Annotated in this window: 20 protein-coding genes and 1 tRNA gene; 15 read left to right on the top strand and 6 right to left on the bottom strand. The window is 60.8% G+C overall.

Annotated elements, in window-relative coordinates:
- Positions 1-69: 69 nt before the first annotated feature.
- Positions 70-522 carry a BRCT domain-containing protein gene (locus tag AC1D3C_RS08735; RefSeq protein ID WP_051900094.1) on the top strand — a complete coding sequence of 151 codons (453 nt, stop codon included), beginning with the start codon at positions 70-72 and terminating at the stop codon, positions 520-522.
- Here AC1D3C_RS08735 and trmFO read toward each other — a convergent pair.
- The 3 genes from trmFO to AC1D3C_RS08720 all read right to left on the bottom strand — a co-directional run bounded on the left by trmFO (position 500) and on the right by AC1D3C_RS08720 (position 2,611).
- Positions 500-1,924 carry a methylenetetrahydrofolate--tRNA-(uracil(54)-C(5))-methyltransferase (FADH(2)-oxidizing) TrmFO gene (gene trmFO / locus AC1D3C_RS08730; protein WP_477482602.1) on the bottom strand — a complete coding sequence of 475 codons (1,425 nt, stop codon included), beginning with the start codon at positions 1,922-1,924 and terminating at the stop codon, positions 500-502. The genes AC1D3C_RS08735 and trmFO overlap by 23 nt on opposite strands.
- A 147-nt stretch (positions 1,925-2,071) precedes the next feature.
- Entirely contained in the window at positions 2,072-2,215 is a 144-nt protein-coding gene (locus AC1D3C_RS08725) for a DUF1127 domain-containing protein (protein ID WP_007762204.1), read from the bottom strand.
- A 249-nt stretch (positions 2,216-2,464) separates the two neighbouring features.
- Positions 2,465-2,611: a DUF1127 domain-containing protein gene (locus AC1D3C_RS08720; protein ID WP_065814416.1), complete on the bottom strand. Its 147-nt coding sequence runs from the start codon at positions 2,609-2,611 to the stop codon at positions 2,465-2,467.
- Between the two features lie 728 nt (positions 2,612-3,339).
- Here AC1D3C_RS08720 and AC1D3C_RS08715 point away from each other — a divergent pair.
- The 4 genes from AC1D3C_RS08715 to AC1D3C_RS08700 all read left to right on the top strand — a co-directional run bounded on the left by AC1D3C_RS08715 (position 3,340) and on the right by AC1D3C_RS08700 (position 8,015).
- Positions 3,340-3,424, top strand: a tRNA-Leu gene (locus AC1D3C_RS08715).
- 162 nt (positions 3,425-3,586) lie between these two features.
- Positions 3,587-5,080: a trigger factor gene (gene tig / locus AC1D3C_RS08710; protein ID WP_477482601.1), complete on the top strand. Its 1,494-nt coding sequence runs from the start codon at positions 3,587-3,589 to the stop codon at positions 5,078-5,080.
- An 83-nt stretch (positions 5,081-5,163) separates the two neighbouring features.
- Positions 5,164-6,786, top strand: a complete 1,623-nt coding sequence (locus AC1D3C_RS08705; protein WP_477482600.1) for an ABC-F family ATP-binding cassette domain-containing protein — start codon at positions 5,164-5,166, stop codon at positions 6,784-6,786.
- Positions 6,787-7,175: 389 nt separating this feature from the next.
- The gene (locus AC1D3C_RS08700) at positions 7,176-8,015 is read left to right on the top strand and encodes a cell wall hydrolase (protein ID WP_477482599.1); all 840 of its coding nucleotides are present in this window, start codon (positions 7,176-7,178) and stop codon (positions 8,013-8,015) included.
- 10 nt (positions 8,016-8,025) lie between these two features.
- Here the strand turns inward: AC1D3C_RS08700 and AC1D3C_RS08695 are convergent, their stop codons facing one another.
- The 3 genes from AC1D3C_RS08695 to AC1D3C_RS08685 all read right to left on the bottom strand — a co-directional run bounded on the left by AC1D3C_RS08695 (position 8,026) and on the right by AC1D3C_RS08685 (position 10,472).
- Positions 8,026-8,655: a glutathione S-transferase family protein gene (locus AC1D3C_RS08695; RefSeq protein ID WP_477482598.1), complete on the bottom strand. Its 630-nt coding sequence runs from the start codon at positions 8,653-8,655 to the stop codon at positions 8,026-8,028.
- A gap of 68 nt (positions 8,656-8,723) precedes the next feature.
- Positions 8,724-9,185, bottom strand: coding sequence for a GNAT family N-acetyltransferase (locus AC1D3C_RS08690; protein ID WP_038542420.1), 462 nt, complete (start codon positions 9,183-9,185; stop codon positions 8,724-8,726).
- 72 nt (positions 9,186-9,257) lie between these two features.
- Positions 9,258-10,472 (bottom strand): NADP-dependent isocitrate dehydrogenase, encoded by a 1,215-nt coding sequence (locus AC1D3C_RS08685; protein ID WP_477482597.1) that lies wholly within the window; start codon positions 10,470-10,472, stop codon positions 9,258-9,260.
- Positions 10,473-10,699: 227 nt separating this feature from the next.
- Here AC1D3C_RS08685 and AC1D3C_RS08680 point away from each other — a divergent pair, with 227 nt between their 5' ends.
- The 10 genes from AC1D3C_RS08680 (at position 10,700) to AC1D3C_RS08635 (ending at position 17,934) form a co-directional block, all read left to right on the top strand.
- The gene (locus AC1D3C_RS08680) at positions 10,700-11,230 is read left to right on the top strand and encodes a hypothetical protein (protein ID WP_477482596.1); all 531 of its coding nucleotides are present in this window, start codon (positions 10,700-10,702) and stop codon (positions 11,228-11,230) included.
- 2 nt (positions 11,231-11,232) lie between these two features.
- The gene (locus tag AC1D3C_RS08675; RefSeq protein ID WP_477482595.1) at positions 11,233-11,364 is read left to right on the top strand and encodes a hypothetical protein; all 132 of its coding nucleotides are present in this window, start codon (positions 11,233-11,235) and stop codon (positions 11,362-11,364) included.
- Positions 11,364-13,355: an FUSC family protein gene (locus AC1D3C_RS08670; protein WP_477482594.1), complete on the top strand. Its 1,992-nt coding sequence runs from the start codon at positions 11,364-11,366 to the stop codon at positions 13,353-13,355. Before AC1D3C_RS08675 ends, AC1D3C_RS08670 begins: the two co-directional genes overlap by 1 nt.
- Positions 13,356-13,415: 60 nt before the next feature.
- Positions 13,416-14,267 carry an RNA methyltransferase gene (locus tag AC1D3C_RS08665; RefSeq protein ID WP_477482593.1) on the top strand — a complete coding sequence of 284 codons (852 nt, stop codon included), beginning with the start codon at positions 13,416-13,418 and terminating at the stop codon, positions 14,265-14,267.
- Complete coding sequence (gene murI / locus AC1D3C_RS08660) at positions 14,251-15,048, top strand: glutamate racemase (protein WP_477482592.1); 798 nt, start codon at positions 14,251-14,253, stop codon at positions 15,046-15,048. Before AC1D3C_RS08665 ends, murI begins: the two co-directional genes overlap by 17 nt.
- Positions 15,049-15,431: 383 nt before the next feature.
- Positions 15,432-15,668 (top strand): DUF1127 domain-containing protein, encoded by a 237-nt coding sequence (locus tag AC1D3C_RS08655; protein ID WP_477482591.1) that lies wholly within the window; start codon positions 15,432-15,434, stop codon positions 15,666-15,668.
- Positions 15,669-15,742: 74 nt separating this feature from the next.
- Positions 15,743-16,195, top strand: coding sequence for a GNAT family N-acetyltransferase (locus AC1D3C_RS08650; protein WP_477482590.1), 453 nt, complete (start codon positions 15,743-15,745; stop codon positions 16,193-16,195).
- A 63-nt stretch (positions 16,196-16,258) separates the two neighbouring features.
- Positions 16,259-16,897, top strand: coding sequence for a LysE family translocator (locus AC1D3C_RS08645; protein ID WP_038542440.1), 639 nt, complete (start codon positions 16,259-16,261; stop codon positions 16,895-16,897).
- A 23-nt stretch (positions 16,898-16,920) separates the two neighbouring features.
- Entirely contained in the window at positions 16,921-17,292 is a 372-nt protein-coding gene (locus tag AC1D3C_RS08640) for a GFA family protein (RefSeq protein ID WP_477482589.1), read from the top strand.
- A gap of 24 nt (positions 17,293-17,316) precedes the next feature.
- A complete protein-coding gene (locus AC1D3C_RS08635; protein ID WP_477482690.1) occupies positions 17,317-17,934 on the top strand; it encodes a LysE family translocator in 618 nt (205 codons plus the stop codon).
- Positions 17,935-17,938 lie beyond the last annotated feature (4 nt).

Raw genomic sequence — 17,938 nt, 5'->3', positions numbered from 1 at the left:
TCCGGCGCCATCATAAGGAGAAGCGGTGTGAGCCCCGTTGTCGTCTGGTCCATCATCTTCGTGCTCCTCATGGCGCTCGCCTATTACATCACGCGGATGTCGGGCAAGGACCGGGACAAGGACGGCAACCTGCACGATACAGGCATGGCCATTCTCGAATTCGGCCGCGCCTTTCCCAATGAAGCGATCCGTAGCCTGCATGTGACGGCCAATGGCGAAGCGATCTTCGTACGCCTGCACGACAACAAGGCCGGCTTCATGCGCAGCCACCGCAACCATTACGCCTGCTTTTTGATCGAGCCGGGCAGGGTTCGCGTCACCCCTTTGCCAAACGCCAAGGGCTTCACCGTCGAATTCCTGGACGCGTCGACACAGAATGGCACCTACCTGTTTTCCACGGAAAAGGAGGCGGCCGAAGTCGCCCTCTGGCTGCTCGACAACTATGTCAGCGTTGCCGATCGCGATCTGGAAGAAAAGCCGAAGCCGTCGACCGGGGATATCAGCCCCGATCAAGCCAACTAGCGCAATCCCGGAGCGCCCGGACGGCGAGCAGTTGCCGCTTCATCACCGTCTTGTCCTTGCCGCGGAAACGCTTGACCCCTTCCGGCTTGACGATGGAGCCCGGCTCCAGATCAGGAAACAGCCCGAAATTGACGTTCATCGGCTGGAACGAGCGCTTGCCCGGCTCGTCATCCGAAACCAGATGCCCACCGGTTATATGACCGAGCAGCGAACCTAGAGCGGTCGTCGCAGGCGGTGCGGGGAGCGTTTCGCCCTTGCGTTCGGCAGCCGCGAACCGGCCGGCAAGAAGTCCGATCGCCGCACTTTCCACATACCCCTCGCAGCCGGTGATCTGGCCGGCGAATCGCAGGCCCGGCCGACTTTTCAGCGTCAGGCTCCTGTCGAGAAGAACAGGCGAGTGGATGTAGGTGTTGCGGTGCAGGCCGCCGAGCCTTGCAAATTCGGCATTCTGCAGGCCGGGAATCATCCGGAAAATGTCCGCCTGGGCGCCGTATTTCAGCTTCGTCTGGAAGCCGACCATGTTGTAGAGCGTGCCGAGCGCATTGTCCTGCCGGAGCTGCACGACCGCATAGGCCTTGACCGTCGGGTTATGGGCATTGGTGAGACCCATCGGCTTCATCGGCCCATGACGCAGCGTTTCGCGGCCGCGTTCGGCCATCACCTCGATCGGCAGGCAGCCGTCGAAATAGGGCGTGCCCTCCCATTCCTTGAAACCGATCGAGTCGCCGGCAATCAGCGCATCGACGAAGGCATTGTACTGAGCCTCGTCCATCGGGCAGTTGATATAGTCCTTGCCGGTACCGCCGGGGCCGACCTTGTCGTAGCGCGACTGGTACCAGCAGATGTCCATGTCGATCGAATCACGGTGCACGATCGGCGCGATGGCGTCGAAGAAGGCGAGCTGGTCCTCGCCCGTCTCCACCTGGATCGCGGCTGCCAGCGCCGGCGAGGTGAGGGGGCCGGTGGCAATGATCGCCAGATCCCATTCCTTTGGCGGCAGGCCTTGGATCTCCTCGCGCACGACGGTGATGAGCGGGTGTTTTTCGATCGCTTCGGTGACCGCGTCGGAAAATCCGTCGCGATCGACGGCAAGCGCCCCGCCGGCCGGTACCTGATGTCTGTCGGCACATGCCATGATCAGCGAACCGGCAAGCCGCATCTCCGCATGGATGACGCCGACGGCATTCGCCGTCGCATCGTCGGAGCGGAAGGAATTCGAGCAGACAAGCTCGGCAAGTCCGTCCGTCTTGTGGGCGTCGGTGCCGCGCACGCCGCGCATCTCGTGGAGAATCACCGGGACGCCGGCCGAGGCGATCTGCCAGGCGGCTTCGGAACCTGCGAGGCCGCCGCCGACAACGTGGATGGCGGCAGGAGAAGTGGGGGAGGAAGAAATGTTGCTCATGGCCGGCTCATTATCACGCCATTTGCCGGACCGGAATCAAAAAGGCACCCGAAAAGGTGCCTTTGATACGTCCTTGGATGTCCTCTCGGACCGCTTGATCCTCGCCGCAAGGCCTCGAGCCGTGCGGGTCCGCCTGCGAGAAGCGGATTAGCGGAAAGAGCGAGCCGCGATGTGGCGGATGTCGTAGCGGGTCAGACCGATGTCGCTGAGGGCCTGGCTCGAAAGATTTCCAAGCTCATTCATCGTGCGGCGGTAGCTGATCCAGTTCTTGGCGATACGGATCGGGTTCATGGTTGTTTCCTCAAGATTTTTCCTGATGCTCTGTCGTCATCAGCGATGAGGGTCTTATACATCCGCATAATAAGAATGTGCAGTGCAAAAAATGTGCGACTGCCATGCAAATGTGCAGGGGATCGCCGAAGTTTGCGGCGGAGGCCAAAAATCAGGCAGATGCTTCAAGTGTGAAATTTCTATGAACAAAAAGAAAAGCGCCTCCCGGAGGAGGCGCTTTTGGATGGTGCAGCAATGTCTGCGCGAGGCTTAGAAACCCACGGCGGTCCGTGCAACGCGGCGGATGTCGGCGCGGCCGATGCCGAGGTCGCTGAGTTCGCGGTCGCTCATGCGGCCGAGCTCGTTGACAGTTTCGCGGTACTTGCGCCAGGTGGTGAGCTTCTGTGCGATGTTCATGATCTTGTCCCTTTCTAGGCCCTTGCCAGCAGCCCGCTCGGCGCTGACTTCAATCTCATGAGCACCAATATATGTTGCGCTGCAAAAAGTAACAGCGCCTATTCGGAATGCCACCTATGCATCTGGCGCATTACGAGATCGTTTACCATGCACAAGTGAGGAAATGATGCGCGAGTTTTAGGCAGATCGCATGCTGCAGGACAAAAAATAACGCCCACCGGGGGAGGAGGTCCGGTGGGCGTCATTTGTAACGACTGGCGACTTGGGAGGAGGAGGATCGCCAGTCCCATCAAGCCCGCGCTGGGAGGAGGAGTGCGCGGCTCGAATTCCTATCACGAGAGACTTCCCGAGGGCATCTGCATCGTTCAGGGCGGGCGCCAAGCCGTCCAAACCAGAGAGACCGAAACCTTCAATCAATCTCTGTATTTGCATATTATGAGATTGCAGCGAAATTGTGCAGTGCAATATCCGTATGGATGGCATGCGGTTATTGCATGGCTCACATCGCCGTTGATTCCAATGTACACATTAGAATTTAATAAAAAGTTAAATATCCCGATAATCGCCGGTTCGACCGGGTGCGGCGGGAGCAAATTCGCCTATCCACCGCGGTTTCTCGGAGCTGCCAAAAAAGCGTCATTTTCCCTTTGCGTGCGCCGAAACGGGTGATATAGAGACGCGCGCTCCGGAAGGCCTTGTGCGACGAGGATTTTCGACGCGGCTGGGGCGCGGGTATGGTGAAATTGGTAGACACGCCAGATTTAGGTTCTGGTGCCGCAAGGCGTGGGAGTTCAAGTCTCTCTACCCGCACCAGAACCGCCCCGCATCAAAACCGCCAGGAGTGCGGTCCGAGCCGGTTCTGGCTAAAGGATCGGCGCTCCTTGAAGCCGCGGCCGGTCTCTCAAAGTTCCGGCGATGTGCTCATTGAAACCAACGGCTGTCTGAGCACCGCCGCCACGATATGAAGGTATGAAAATGCAGGTTACCGAAACGCTCGCTGAAGGGCTGAAGCGCGAAATCAAGGTCGTAATCCCCAAGCGGGATATGGAAGCGCAGCTGAACGTGCGCCTCGCCGACGCCAAGGACAAGGTCCGCATCAACGGTTTCCGTCCGGGCAAGGTGCCGATCGCTCATCTGAAGAAGATGTACGGCAAGTCGATCATGGCGGATCTCGTCAACGAGATCGTCCGCGAACGCCCGACCGAGATTCTCACCGACCGCGGCGAGAAGTCGGCGACCCAGCCGTCGGTCGCCATGACCGAGGATGAGAACGAAGCCGAAAAGATCTTGAACGCCGAGGTCGATTTCGAATTCACGCTCTCCTACGAAGTCATCCCGGACATCGAGCTGCAGCCGACCGACGGCCTTTCCGTCGTTCGTGAAGTCGTCGAAGTCACCGAAGACGAAGTCAACGAGCAGATCGAGAAGATCGCCGAGAGCGCCCGTACCTTCGAAACCAAGAGTGGCAAGGCCGCCGATGGCGACCGCGTTACCATGAACTATCTCGGCAAGGTCGATGGCGTTGCCTTCGACGGCGGTACCGCCGAAGATGCCGAACTGGTTCTCGGCTCCGGCCGCTTTATCCCAGGCTTCGAAGACCAACTGGTCGGCGTCAAGGCCGGTGAAGACAAGACCATCACCGTGACCTTCCCGGCCGAATATCCGGCTGCGAACCTCGCTGGCAAGGAAGCCACCTTCGACGTCACCGTCAAGGAAGTCGCCGCTCCGGCCGCTCTCGAGATCAACGACGAACTCGCCTCCAAGCTCGGCATCGAATCCGTCGACCGCCTGAAGGAGATCGTCCGCGGCCAGATCGAAAGCCAGTACGGCAGCGTCACCCGCCAGAAGGTCAAGCGTCAGATCCTTGATCAGCTCGACGGCATGTACCAGTTCGACACCCCGCAGGGCCTCGTCGACGCCGAGTTCGATAACATCTGGCGTCAGATCAACACCGACCTGCAGCAGTCCGGCAAGACCTTCGAAGACGAAGAGACGACCGAGGAAGATGCGCGCGTCGAATACCGCAAGCTGGCTGAGCGTCGCGTTCGTCTCGGCCTCGTCCTCTCCGAAATCGGCGAACAGGCCGGCGTCGAAGTGACCGAGGAAGAAATGCAGCGCGCCCTTTATGCGCAGCTCCAGCAGTTCCCGGGCCAGCAGAAGGAAATCCTCGACTTCTTCCGCAACACCCCCGGCGCTTCCGCATCCTTGCGCGCGCCGATCTTCGAAGAGAAGGTCGTCGACAAGCTGCTCTCCGAGATCAAGGTCACCGACAAGGTCGTGACCAAGGAAGAGCTGATGGCTGAAGACGAAGAAGGCTCGGAAAGCGCTGAAAAGCCGGCCAAAAAGAAGGCCGCTCCGAAGAAGGCTGCCAAGGCCGAGGCTGCCGATGAAGCCGCCGAAGGCGAAGAAGCCGCTCCGAAGAAGAAGGCTGCTCCGAAGAAGAAGGCCGCTGAAGACAGCGCCGAATAACCTTCGCATTGATTGATTAGAAAAGCCGGGTCGGCGACGACCCGGCTTTTTGTTGTGATGAAACCTTTCGAGCCCGCCCGCCCATGATCCGCATTGAAAATATCAGCAAATCGAACAGCCATCGCATCCTCTTCATCGAGGCGGCCGCGGCGCTGAACCGTGGCGAGAAGATTGGCCTCGTCGGGCCGAACGGCGCCGGCAAGACGACGCTCTTCCGGATGATCACCGGTTCGGAGGCGCCGGACGAGGGGCAGGTCAGCGTCGAGAAGAATGTCACGATCGGTTATTTCAACCAGGATGTCGGCGAGATGGCCGATCGTAGCGCCGTCACCGAGGTGATGGACGGCGCCGGTCCGGTGAGTATCGTCGCCGCCGAATTGCACGAACTCGAATCGGCGATGGTCGATCCGGACCGCTTGGACGAGATGGACCAAATCATCGAGCGCTACGGCGAGGTGCAGGCGCGCTACGAGGAACTCGACGGCTACGGCCTCGAAGGTCGCGCCCGCGAAGTGCTTGCCGGCCTGAGCTTCACCCAGGAGATGATGGACGGCGATGTCGGCAAGCTGTCCGGCGGCTGGAAGATGCGCGTGGCGCTCGCCCGCATCCTGCTGATGCGCCCGGACGTCATGCTGCTCGACGAACCGAGCAACCATCTCGACCTCGAAAGCCTGATCTGGCTCGAACAGTTTCTCAAGGGGTACGACGGCGCGCTGCTGATGACCTCGCATGACCGCGAATTCATGAACCGAATCGTCACCAAGATCATCGAGATCGACGGCGGATCGCTCACTACCTATTCCGGCGACTACGGCTTCTACGAGCAGCAGCGGGCCCAGAACGAAAAGCAGCAGCAGGCGCAGTTCGAGCGCCAGCAGGCGATGCTTGCCAAGGAGATCAAGTTCATCGAGCGCTTCAAGGCGCGCGCCAGTCATGCAGCCCAGGTGCAGAGCCGGGTCAAGAAGCTCGACAAGATCGAGCGTGTAGAGCCGCCAAAACGCCGTCAGGCGGTCGCCTTCGAATTCCAGCCGGCGCCTCGTTCCGGTGAAGACGTGGTCAACATCAGGAATGTCGCCAAGCGATACGGTAGCCGCTCGATCTACGAAGGCCTCGACTTCATGGTGAAGCGGCGCGAGCGCTGGTGCATCATGGGCATCAACGGCGCCGGCAAGTCGACGCTGCTGAAGCTGGTGACGGGTTCGACCGAGCCGGACGAAGGCAGCGTCTCGATCGGCGCCAGCGTCAAGATGGGCTATTTCGCCCAGCACGCCATGGATCTCCTCGACGGCGACCTGACCGTCTTCGAATGGCTGGAAGAACAGTTTCCGCGCGCGGGGCAGGGGTCGCTGCGGGCACTTTCCGGCTGCTTCGGTTTTTCAGGCGACGATGTCGAGAAGAAATGCCGGGTGTTGTCCGGCGGAGAGAAGGCCCGTCTGGTGATGGCCGCCATGCTGTTCGACCCGCCGAATTTCCTCGTCCTCGACGAGCCGACCAACCACCTGGACCTCGACACCAAGGAAATGCTGATCAAGGCGCTGTCGGAATACGAGGGCACGATGCTGTTCGTCAGCCACGACCGGCATTTTCTGGCCGAACTGTCGAATCGCGTGCTCGAACTGACGCCCGAGGGCATCCACCGCTATGACGGCGGTTATACGGAATATGTGGAACGCACCGGTTACGAGGCGCCGGGGCTGCGGAGCTAGGGAAGCCGATAGAGGCGGAGCGGCGTCGGCCCCTATCGCTTCTGGCTTTGGATTCCAGCTCCGGACGCTTTTGGTTCCAGAACTGCTCTACGCCGATTCTCCGTGGACGGCAGGGTGGAAAGTCAACTTTCCATTAGGAAGACCATCGTAAGACGTCGTTTCGGCACGTCTGGCAAGGCCTCGGTTCGAAGGGGCTTGCCGCTAGGCCGGCCTGCAACCGGAACGATTTTCCTCCCAGTTTTGATTGTCTCTTATGGCGTTTGATCTGAATCAATTTTTGAGGTATCCCTTTTCGCGCCGTAGCGATTTCTGGAATTATACCGCAGGGGGGATATTCAATGACGGCGAGCGATAAGGCCCTTCTCCGGCCGGCAGTAGGCCTGGTTGGAATGATGCTTCTATCGGCATGCACGTCGGCGCAGACGACGTCATCCATCTCACCCGCCAGCACGACCGTGAAGCCTGCACCGGTCTCCAGGAAACAGGTCTATCACTACACGCCGGCCGATCGTGACTGCATGAAGCGGGCAATGTATTTCGAGTCGCAGCGGTCGAGCCGTGAAGGGTTGATGGCGGTCGGCACCGTGATCATGAACAGGCTGACTTCGGATGCCTATCCACCCAGCATTTGCGGCATCGTTGCTCAGGAAAAGCAGTTTGCACCGGGTGTCCTGACGCGACCAATCAACGAAGAAACGGTTCCGGAACTCGATGCGGCGGTCGATGCGATCATTCGCGGCGAGCGGAACCCGGAAGTCAGGGACGCCATGTTCTTTCACACGGCCGGCTTACGCTTCCCCTATCAGAACATGCATTATGTGACGGTCGCTGGCGGCAACGCCTTCTACGAGAAGCGCGACAGGGATGGAGAGCTGCAGACGCCGCCGCCGAAACCGGCCGACGAATACGTGCTCGCACTCGTGCAGAGCAATCCCGACCCGTTCAGCCTGATCCAGGCCAAGGAATTCGACGTTGCGTCCATTCCGTCGACCGGCGCGGATCCGATGGTAGCGACGAACGTCCCGGTTCCGATCGAGCGGCCGGATCCCTTGGCTGTCCGTTCGGCCAGCATCCAGCCGACTGGCACGCAATCCGTAAAGCCTCCCGTCGGGCCGGTGATCCTTGCCAGCTCCATGAGCAATGAATGGATGCTGCGTTTCGACGCCGGCAATGCAAAGCCGATACCCACTCCGTCGCCCAAGCGATCGCCGGGCGGTGTCGACCGCTGATCCCTGAAGCCTATCCCGCGTTCTGCAGCTCGGCAGCCGCGGCATTGTCCTTGTCGCTGGCCCGCTGATAAGCCTCGCGTAACGCAAGCCGTCCGAAATACTGTTCGAATGCGGCGCGTTTTTCGATCGTGCCGAACCGCAGTCCGTAGCCGAGCTGCGAGCCGACATAGACATCCGCGGCGCTGAACGTGTCGCCGGCGATATAGGCGTTCGCCCGAACGGCCGCTTCCAGCGTATCCATGACATCCTGATAGGTGCCGTAACCGACCATCCGCTCGCGTTCCTTCGGCACCTCAAAGCCGAGCACGCGGTTGCTGATGGCTGCTTCCAGTGGACCGGCCGCAAAGAACATCCAGCGGTAATAGCCGGCTCGCTTGGAGGGGGCGGGCGCAAGGCCCGCCTGYGGAAAGACATCCGCCAGGTAGGCGCAGATCGCTGCGCATTCGGTGACGACGGTCTTGCCGTGCGTGATGCTCGGCACCTTGCCCATCGGGTTGACGCTTCTGTAGGTGTCGCCCTTCATCGTCGTGCCGAAATGCAGGATTTCGGTACGATAGGGGATGCCGACCTCCTCCAGCATCCACCGGGCAATCCGGCCGCGTGACATCGGATTTGTGTAGAGCACAAGTTCATCTGACATGTGGTCCTCCGGGCAGTGACGTCTATGTTTTGGTGCAGCTTGCTTTTCAATCAAGGCGCCAGGGCGAATTAGAGCGCCTTCCGGTACTGGATGAAGCCGGAGTTTTGGGCGATGCGGTCGTAGAGCCGCCGCGCGGCTGCATTGCTCTCCTGGGTCAGCCAATAGAGCCGCCCGGCTCCGTTTGCGCGCGCCAGATCTGCCACCGCTTCAATCAGGGCTGCGCCGGTTCCGCGGCCGCGCAGGGTATTCTTGACATAGAGGTCCTGCAGATAACACGTCGATTCGGGCAACCAGCAGGATCGGTGGAAGATGACATGCGCGATGGCGATCATCTTGCCGGTCTCGTCGAATGCGCCGAGAGCATGCATCGGCTCGGCGGGATCGTGAAGCCGGCTCCAGGTGAGATCGTACATCTCTTTCGGCAACACGGTCTCGTAGAAGCGCAGATAGGCTTCCCAGAGCGGTTCCCAGGCGGTGCGGTCGGCTGGCTCGAGCGGACGGATGATCGCAGGTGTCGTCGTGGCGGTCATGGCAAACTTCCTCACAAAAGAAAACGGCGGAGATTGCTCCCCGCCGTCGAATGATTAGCCGATTTTTCGGACTTAGGCAGCCATGGCCACCTTGAGATTTTCGTCCACCTTGTCGAGGAAGGCGGTGGTCGAGAGCCACGGCTGATCCGGACCGATGAGCAGCGCCAGGTCCTTGGTCATGTAGCCGGCTTCGACGGTGTCGACGCAGACGGTTTCGAGCGTGGCGGCGAACTTTGCAAGGGCAGCATTGTCGTCGAGCTTGGCGCGATGTGCGAGGCCACGGGTCCAGGCGAAGATCGAGGCGATCGAGTTCGTCGAGGTCTCCTGTCCCTTCTGGTGCTGGCGGTAATGACGGGTGACGGTGCCGTGGGCAGCTTCCGCTTCGACGGTGCGGCCATCGGGCGAAAGCAGAACCGAGGTCATCAGGCCGAGCGAGCCGAAGCCCTGGGCAACGATGTCGGACTGGACGTCGCCGTCATAGTTCTTGCAGGCCCAGACGTAGCCGCCGGACCATTTCAGCGCCGCTGCGACCATGTCGTCGATCAGGCGGTGTTCGTAGGTGATCTTCAGCGCGTCGAACTGTTCCTTGAATTCAGCGTTGAAGACTTCCTCGAAGATATCCTTGAAGCGGCCGTCATAGGCCTTGAGGATGGTGTTCTTGGTCGACAGATAGACCGGCCACTTGCGCATCAGGCCGTAGTTCAGCGAAGCGCGGGCGAAATCGCGGATCGATTCGTCGAGGTTGTACATCGCCATGGCCACGCCGGCGCCCGGAGCCTTGAACACTTCCTTCTCGATCACCTGGCCGTCTTCGCCGACGAACTTGATCGACAGCGTGCCCTTGCCCGGGAACTTGAAGTCGGTCGCCTTGTACTGGTCGCCGAAAGCGTGACGGCCGACGACGATCGGCTTGGTCCAGCCCGGAACCAGGCGCGGCACGTTCTTGCAGATGATCGGCTCGCGGAAGATGACTCCGCCCAAGATGTTGCGGATCGTGCCGTTCGGGCTCTTCCACATTTCCTTGAGATTGAATTCCTTGACGCGAGCTTCGTCCGGCGTGATCGTCGCGCACTTGATGCCGACGCCGTGCTTCTTGATGGCGTTGGCGGCGTCGACGGTCACCTGGTCGTTGGTGGCGTCGCGGTTCTCGACCGAGAGGTCGTAATATTCGATGTCGAGATCGAGATAGGGAAGGACCAGCTTGTCCTTGATGAGCTGCCAGATGATGCGGGTCATCTCGTCGCCGTCGAGATCGACGACCGGGTTGGCTACCTTGATCTTTTGCATGGAATTCCTCTTGGACATAGAAGGGACCTCAAGGTCCCGACGGGTGGACACCAGTGGGTGCGCTATAACATCGCCGGGCTGGAACGCAAAGGCATTGAGGCCATCATATGCGGCTTTTCATGCGAGAAAACGCGGCGCGTCCGGACCTGCGAACGATTGCCCTTGCCAAACCATAATGCCTGATTAATGTCCGGCCAAATCGCTCTCCAACAGCCGGATTTGATCTTATGCGGACCTTGCCGCTTGCCCTTGCCTTTTCATTGATCTCGACCTTCACTGCGGCGGCTGATGTGACCGATCCCGTGAAAGAAGTGATGAAGATCACCGAGGACAACTGGAATACCGTCGACAGCGAGTGGAAATACATCTTCGATGCCGGCCCGTTGTCGCGCCTGTTCAGCAAGAAATTCCAGGGCGCCTATGCGGAAGCCGCCAAGCACCCGGCATACGATACGGAGAACAACCAGCCGGGCGACCCCTTCGGTTACGACGTGATCACCTCGTCGCAGGACGGCTGTCCGCTGAAGGACATTAAGACGACCTCGGCACCGGGCGCCAACGGCATGACCGATGTTACCGTGACCTTCAAGATGTGGACCTGCGTCGATGAGGCGGCGGTGAAGGACAGCGTCAACGAACTGCATTTCGACATCATCCAGGAAGCCGGCAAGCCGGTCATCGACGACATCCACCGCGTCGCCGACGGCGAGCGGGATTCGGTGATCGAAGAGATGCATTCGATCGCTAAGGGCGAGTAACCGTGCCGGTGATCGGGCAGCCCGCCGATCTGTCGATCGCGGCCCTCGGCCCCATGCGCGGTATCGCCAAACTTTATCAACGCGATATATTCGCCGGCCAGGAGCGGGTGCCGGCACCCGCCTGGGGTGGTTGATGACGGTTGCCGCAAAGATTCGAGACTGGCTGCTCGCCAACGACCCGGCGCTGTCGCGCCTGCGCATGGCAGGACGGGTGACGCTGACCGTGATTGGCGCAGTGGCCTGCCTAGCGCTCATCCACATGGCCGGCCTGGCGCTGCCGACGATCGCCTACGGGCTTGCGATCATCCTCTCGATCGAAGGAGGCGTCGCCGTCCGCGACCGGCTGCCGTCGGACCAGTTGAAGACGCGACTGATTGGCGGCGCCGTCAGCTTGCTCTGTGTCGGGCTCGCCGCGGCACTGGAAGACTACCGCTACATCTCCGATCCGATGTTCCTGGTGGTCATCGCTGGCGCTACCGTCGGGCGCGTCTACGGGCCGCGCGGATTTGCTGTCGGCATGTTCGCGTTTACGTCCTATTTCATGGGCGCCTATCTCAAGCCGAACCTTTCCGATCTTCCTTTGGGGGCCATCGGTCCGGTGATCGCGGTCGTCATCGGCCATCTGGTCCGCACCTATCTCCTGCCGGACGATTGGCGGCGCGACCTTCTGCGGTCACTGGTGGCGATCCAGGGCAGGGTGGGCGATATCCTGATGAAGCTCGCGGTTCTATCGAGCGGCGGGATCATCTCGGATGGAGATCGGCGCGAATTGCGGCAGCTCGAGGAGCGGTTGAAGGACGTCGTGCTGATGGCCGAGGGGTTCCTTCCCCGCACGGCCGACGGCACGATCGATCCGGAAGACGAGCCGCTCACGTCTCTCACGATGAAGATCTTCGACGCGCATCTCGCCGCGGAAAGTGTGATCGTGCTCTCCCTCGAAGCGCTGCCGCCTTTCCTGCTCGTTCACGCCCTGATCGAGGACGACCGGGATATGGCCGAGAAGATCGCAGCCAGCCCGGCGGTCGCCGGCGACGACCGGGTGGCGGAGAATGCCCGCGCTCTAATCTGGCTGCAGACGGCGAGGGCGGCCTTGACGGAAGCCGTCGAGGAAGGGCGGCGCGACCGTTTCCGGGTCATCGAGGATGCCGTTGCCTCGCCGGCCTCGGCAAAGATCGATTTCGCGCTCAAGAACCCGGTGATGCGATCCGCGGTGCAGATCACCATCGCGTCGAGCCTGGCGATGGCCTTTGGCCTGATGCTGTCGCGCGACCGTTGGTTCTGGGCGGTACTGACCGCCTTCCTGATCTTCACAAACACCAAGTCGCGCGGCGACGCGGCGATCAGAGCCCTTCAGCGCTCGATCGGCACGCTGCTCGGCATCGCGGCCGGGCTCGTGTTGGCAACGCTGATCGGCGGTTATCCGCTGGTATCGGCGCCGATCGCAGTGCTCTGCATCTTCCTCGGCTTCTATTGCCTGCAGATCTCCTATGCGGCGATGACCTTCTTCATCTCGATCGTGCTCTGCCTGATCTATGGCATGACCGGCGTGCTGACCCTCGACCTCCTGCAGCTCAGGATCGAGGAAACGCTGATCGGCGCTCTAGCGGGAACCATCGTCGCCTTCCTCGTTTTCCCGGCATCAACACGCTCGACCCTCGATCTTGCGTTGGGGCGCTGGTTCGATGGCCTTCGCGAGCTTCTTTCCGCGGTCAGGGAGGGCCGGAGCGGTTTCGAGATCATCGCGCTTTCTCACAAGCTCGATGCCGCCTATCGCGAGATCACGCTCGCTGCGCGCCCGCTTGGCACCACCTGGTCGGTCGTCAGCCGTCCGGGCCAGGTTCGCCAGACGCTCGGTATCTTCCTCGGCGCTACCTATTGGGCGCGGATCTTCGCCCGCAATGCGGTCCAGGCGGGACACAAGCCAGAAGGCCCTGTGCTGACGGCACTGGAGGATACGTTGGCCAATATCGACGCGCTTTCCGCGCGTGGCTCGGAATGTTTCGTGGTGACGCGTAAGCTGAGCCGCGGCGGCAGCCGCCATCTGCCGATCTTCAAGCATGGCAGTCGCGTTGGCGTCGAGATGATCGGCACGATGCTGGGTAGGCTTTATCCCGCAGCCGCATAAGACTTGCCGATTGCCCCGGTCACCGCTATTGCGGCCTTGGATTTGGATACGGAAACAGACATGTCAGGCACTAACAGCGAGCGCGAACTCATAGCCGAAGGACCGGCGGTCATCCTGGTCGAGCCGCAGCTCGGCGAGAATATCGGCATGGTGGCACGCGCCATGGCCAATTTCGGCCTCGCGGAACTGCGCCTGGTCAAGCCGCGCGACGGCTGGCCGAGCGAAAAGGCCCGCTCCGCCGCCTCCAAGGCCGACCACGTCATCGACGGCACGAAGGTGTTCGAGACGCTGGAAGAGGCGATTGCCGATCTCAATTTCGTCTACGCGACGACGGCGCGCGAGCGTTACGGCTTCAAGCCGGTACGCTCGCCTGTGACCGCGGCCGAGACCCTGCGCACCAAATTCAAGGCAGGCGAAAAGACCGGCATTCTCTTCGGCCGCGAACGTTGGGGCCTCACCAATGAGGAAGTGGCGCTCGCCGACGAGATCGTCACCTTTCCGGTCAACCCCGCTTTCGCCTCGCTCAACATCGCTCAGGCCGTGCTGCTGATGTCCTATGAATGGATGAAATCGGGCATGGAAGATTTTACCGAGACGGTCTTCCTGCCGATCGAGCAGCGCCCTTCCACCAAGGAACAGGTCATTGGCCTGTTCGAGCACCTGGAAGAGGCGTTGGACGCCCGCAATTATTTCCATCCGCCCGCGAAAAAGCCAAGAATGATCGACAACCTCCGGGCCGTCATCTCGCGGCGGGGTTTTACGGAACAGGAGATCAGCGTGTTCCGGGGCGTCATCAACTCGCTCGACCGTTTTCCCCGCGGATGGTCGAAAAAGGACGGGCCGAAGCCTGAAAAGGCGGATCTGCCCAAAGGGGCATCTGGGGAGAAGACGGGGAATGACGCAGAGGAATGAATCGAAACCGGTGCTGATGTTCGATTCGGGCATTGGTGGGCTGACCGTGCTGCGCGAGGCACGCGTGCTGATCCCGGAACGCGGCTTCATCTACGTCGCCGACGATGCTGGTTTTCCCTATGGCGACTGGGAAGAGCCGGCTTTGCGCGAGAGGATCATCACGCTCTTTGCAAAACTGCTCGAAGAATACGATCCCGAAGTCTGTGTCATCTCCTGCAATACCGCCTTCACGCTGGTCGGCGCCGACCTGCGCGAGACTTTTCCGAAGATGACCTTCGTCGGCACCGTGCCGGCGGTCAAGCCGGCGGCCGAACGCACCCGGTCAGGCCTCGTCTCGGTTCTCGCGACGCCGGGCACCGTCAAGCGCGCCTATACCCGCGACCTTATCCAATCCTTCGCCACCCAGTGTCACGTGCGTCTTGTCGGCTCGCAGAACCTCGCCCGCATGGCGGAAGCGTATATTCGGGGCGAGACGATTTCCGACGAGGCGGTGCTGGCCGAGATTGCGCCGTGTTTCGTCGAGAAGGAGGGCCGAAAAACCGATATCGTCGTGCTCGCCTGCACCCATTACCCGTTCATGGCCAATGTGTTCCGCCGGCTTGCCCCCTGGCCGGTCGACTGGCTCGACCCCGCCGAGGCGATCGCCAGACAGGCGCGTCGGAAAGTGCCGCTGGTCGAGGGCGCCGAGCATCCGGATAATTACGATTTCGCGGTCTTCACCTCCGGCAATCCCGACTTCGCCACCCGCCGCCTGATGCAGGGTTTTGGGCTGAGGGCTTGAGCGCCATTGAGCAATGTGGCTAATTTGCCACGCTTTTTTCGCGATGACTGCAATTCGCGATTGTGCGCTTGCTCATCGGGCGATCTCGTGTATTATTTGTCTATTCCGCAAATCGAACACAGGAGGCGTGAAATGAAGTCCATTACCATGTATATGCGCCTTTCTGGCGGAACGGCTATTGTGGTCTCGGTGTCTCGCACATCGATGCCGGCCGGTATGTGCTTCCGGGCTGTATAAGGCTGGATTTTCGCCGTTTTGGCACTTTTCCCATTGATCTGACGTGACCGGCTGACGACGCGATTTACCGCGTTTCCTCGTCCGCATCCGCACGTCTTTCTTCATCTCAGAGGACCTGGTCGCGACATGCGCCGGGACGGAAAATCATGCGTGAATCACAATTTATAGTTGCTGATACCCTTTCGGCTGCGGTTCATGAACTCTGCCGCGAGCATGGCGTCTGGAAGACTGCTGGCGCACTGCTCCTGGCAGTCTGGAGGCGTCGTCAAGAACGGAACCAGATCTCTGATCTTTCCAACCGGATGCGCCGCGATGTCGGTTTCCCCGAACTCGAGGACGACCGCCGAAATGTCCGGTTCACCCTTTGGGACATCCGGCTGTGAAAGGACTGAGATGGGTCCCGGCGGGACTTGCCGCCGGGACCTCACGTGGAGGTCCTATGTCTGGAGCCGAAACAATGACGGCCGTCTTCCGCAAACTTTGCCGTGACGATATGGCGGAGGCTGCGAGCGTTCACCGTATCTCCTTCAAGGAGCGGCTGCCCTGGCTGGCTCAGCTTCACACGCCTGAGGAAGATCGCGGATACTGGAGAGGGCATCTCTTCGCGACTTGCGACATCTGGGGCGCCGAAAGGGATGGCACCTTGCTCGGCGTCATCGCCTTTCGCAAGGACTGGGTCGACCAACTCTATATACTACCGAGCGTGCAGGGGCAGGGGATCGGTTCCCGGCTGCTGGACATCGCAATGGGAGCCCATCCGCAGCTTTTTCTCTGGACCTTCCAGCGCAATGCCGCAGCCCGCCGCTTCTATGAAGTGCGCGGTTTTGTTGAGATCAGGCAGACCGATGCAGCTAAGGAAGAAAAGGAGCCGGATGTACTCTATCGCTGGGCGCGCGCGGGGGCCGAATAAACACCGCTTGCAAACCGAAAGATTCGGTGGCTTGCTCCCTCTATTCCATGGAGGAGAATCCGCATGTCACTTGAACACTGGCTCGCTTTCGTCGCCGCTTCGTCGGTTCTCCTGGCCATTCCGGGGCCGACGATCCTGCTCGTCATTTCTTATGCGCTGAGCCATGGCCGCAAGGTGGCATCGGCCACCGTCGCGGGCACGGCGCTCGGCGATTTCACGGCGATGACCGCTTCCATGCTCGGGCTCGGCGCTCTGCTTGCGACCTCTGCTGCGCTCTTCACCGTGCTGAAATGGGTGGGTGCCGCCTACCTCATCTATCTCGGCATCAAGCTCTGGCGTGCCCCGGTTTCCGAACGGGCCGCTGATCTCGGCGAAGCCGAAGTGACGTCGGTAAAGCCGTTCAAGATTTTCCTGCATACCTATGTGGTCACCGCACTGAACCCGAAGAGCATCGTCTTCTTCGTGGCCTTCCTGCCGCAGTTCCTGGACCTCAGCCAGCCGCTGTTCTTTCAGATGGTGGTCTTCGAAGTGACCTTCCTGGTGCTCGCGACCCTGAACGCCACGCTCTACGGCCTGCTGGCCTCGATGGCGCGCAACACCATCCGCAAGCCGAAAGTCCAGCGGATCGTCAACCGCACCGGCGGTTCGCTGATGATCGGCGCCGGGCTGTTGTCGGTCGGCTTCAAGCGGGCAGCCGTCTGAGCTTCGCCAAGGAGGAACCGCTGATGATCACCGGGCGTTGCCACTGCGGCGAGACCGTTTTCGAGATCAAGGGTGAACTGCCGCAGGCACTCACTCGCTGCACCTGCACTTACTGCTCAAGGCGCGGCGCGCTGCATGCCTATTACGAGCCGACCCAGGTGAAGGTCACCGCCGATGCCGCCAATGACAAGGTCTATCGGTGGAACACCAAAACGGTGGCGCATCATTTCTGCGGCACGTGCGGCTGCACCACCTATAGCGACAGCCCGGATTTTCAGCCGGACGGCACGTGGGACGGCAAGACCCGGCGTATCGCTATGAATGCACGGCTATTCGATGATTTCGACGCGGAAGACTGGCCGCACACGGTCATCGACGGCCGGCACCTCTGGTAGGAGAAGAGCGATGAGTGACATTACCTGCTTGCCTTTGCGATCGTCGCGTTCATTGGCATCGCCACACCCGGGCCGACCGTTCTCCTGGCGCTCACCAACGGCTCACGTTTTGGTCTGCGCCGTGCGCTGCCTGGCATGGCCGGTGCGATGATCTCCGATTTCGTGCTGATCGGCGCAGTAGCTCTCGGCCTCGGCGCGCTGCTGGCGGCCTCCGAATTCTGGTTCTCGGTCGTCAAGTGGCTGGGTGCCGGTTATCTCGCGTTTCTCGGGTTCATGCTTCTGCGCTCGAAAGGCTCGCTTGACGTAACGGCAGGCGCTGCTGCCGCCGGTTCGGGTTCCGCGACGTCAATCTTCCTGAAGAGCTTCCTCGTCGCGGTTACCAATCCCAAGGGATACCTGTTCTTCTCGGCTTTCCTGCCGCAGTTCATCGTGCCGGATGCGCCGCAATTCCCGCAATATGCGATCCTGGCGCTCGTCTTTGCGCTGATCGATTTCGCGGTTATGTTCGCCTATGCGCTGCTCGGCTCGCGGGCGGTGCATCTGTTGAAGAAGAAAGGCGCGCTCTGGCTTGACCGGCTCTGCGGCGGCGCGCTTCTGGCGCTCGCGGGGTCTCTGGCGCTCTATCGAAGGGCCGCTTCGTAAAGGA

It is taken from the genome of Neorhizobium sp. P1_A6, from assembly GCF_056406795.1.
The sequence above is the reverse complement of the archived record's forward strand: the minus strand, read 5'-3'. Positions and strand labels throughout refer to the sequence as shown.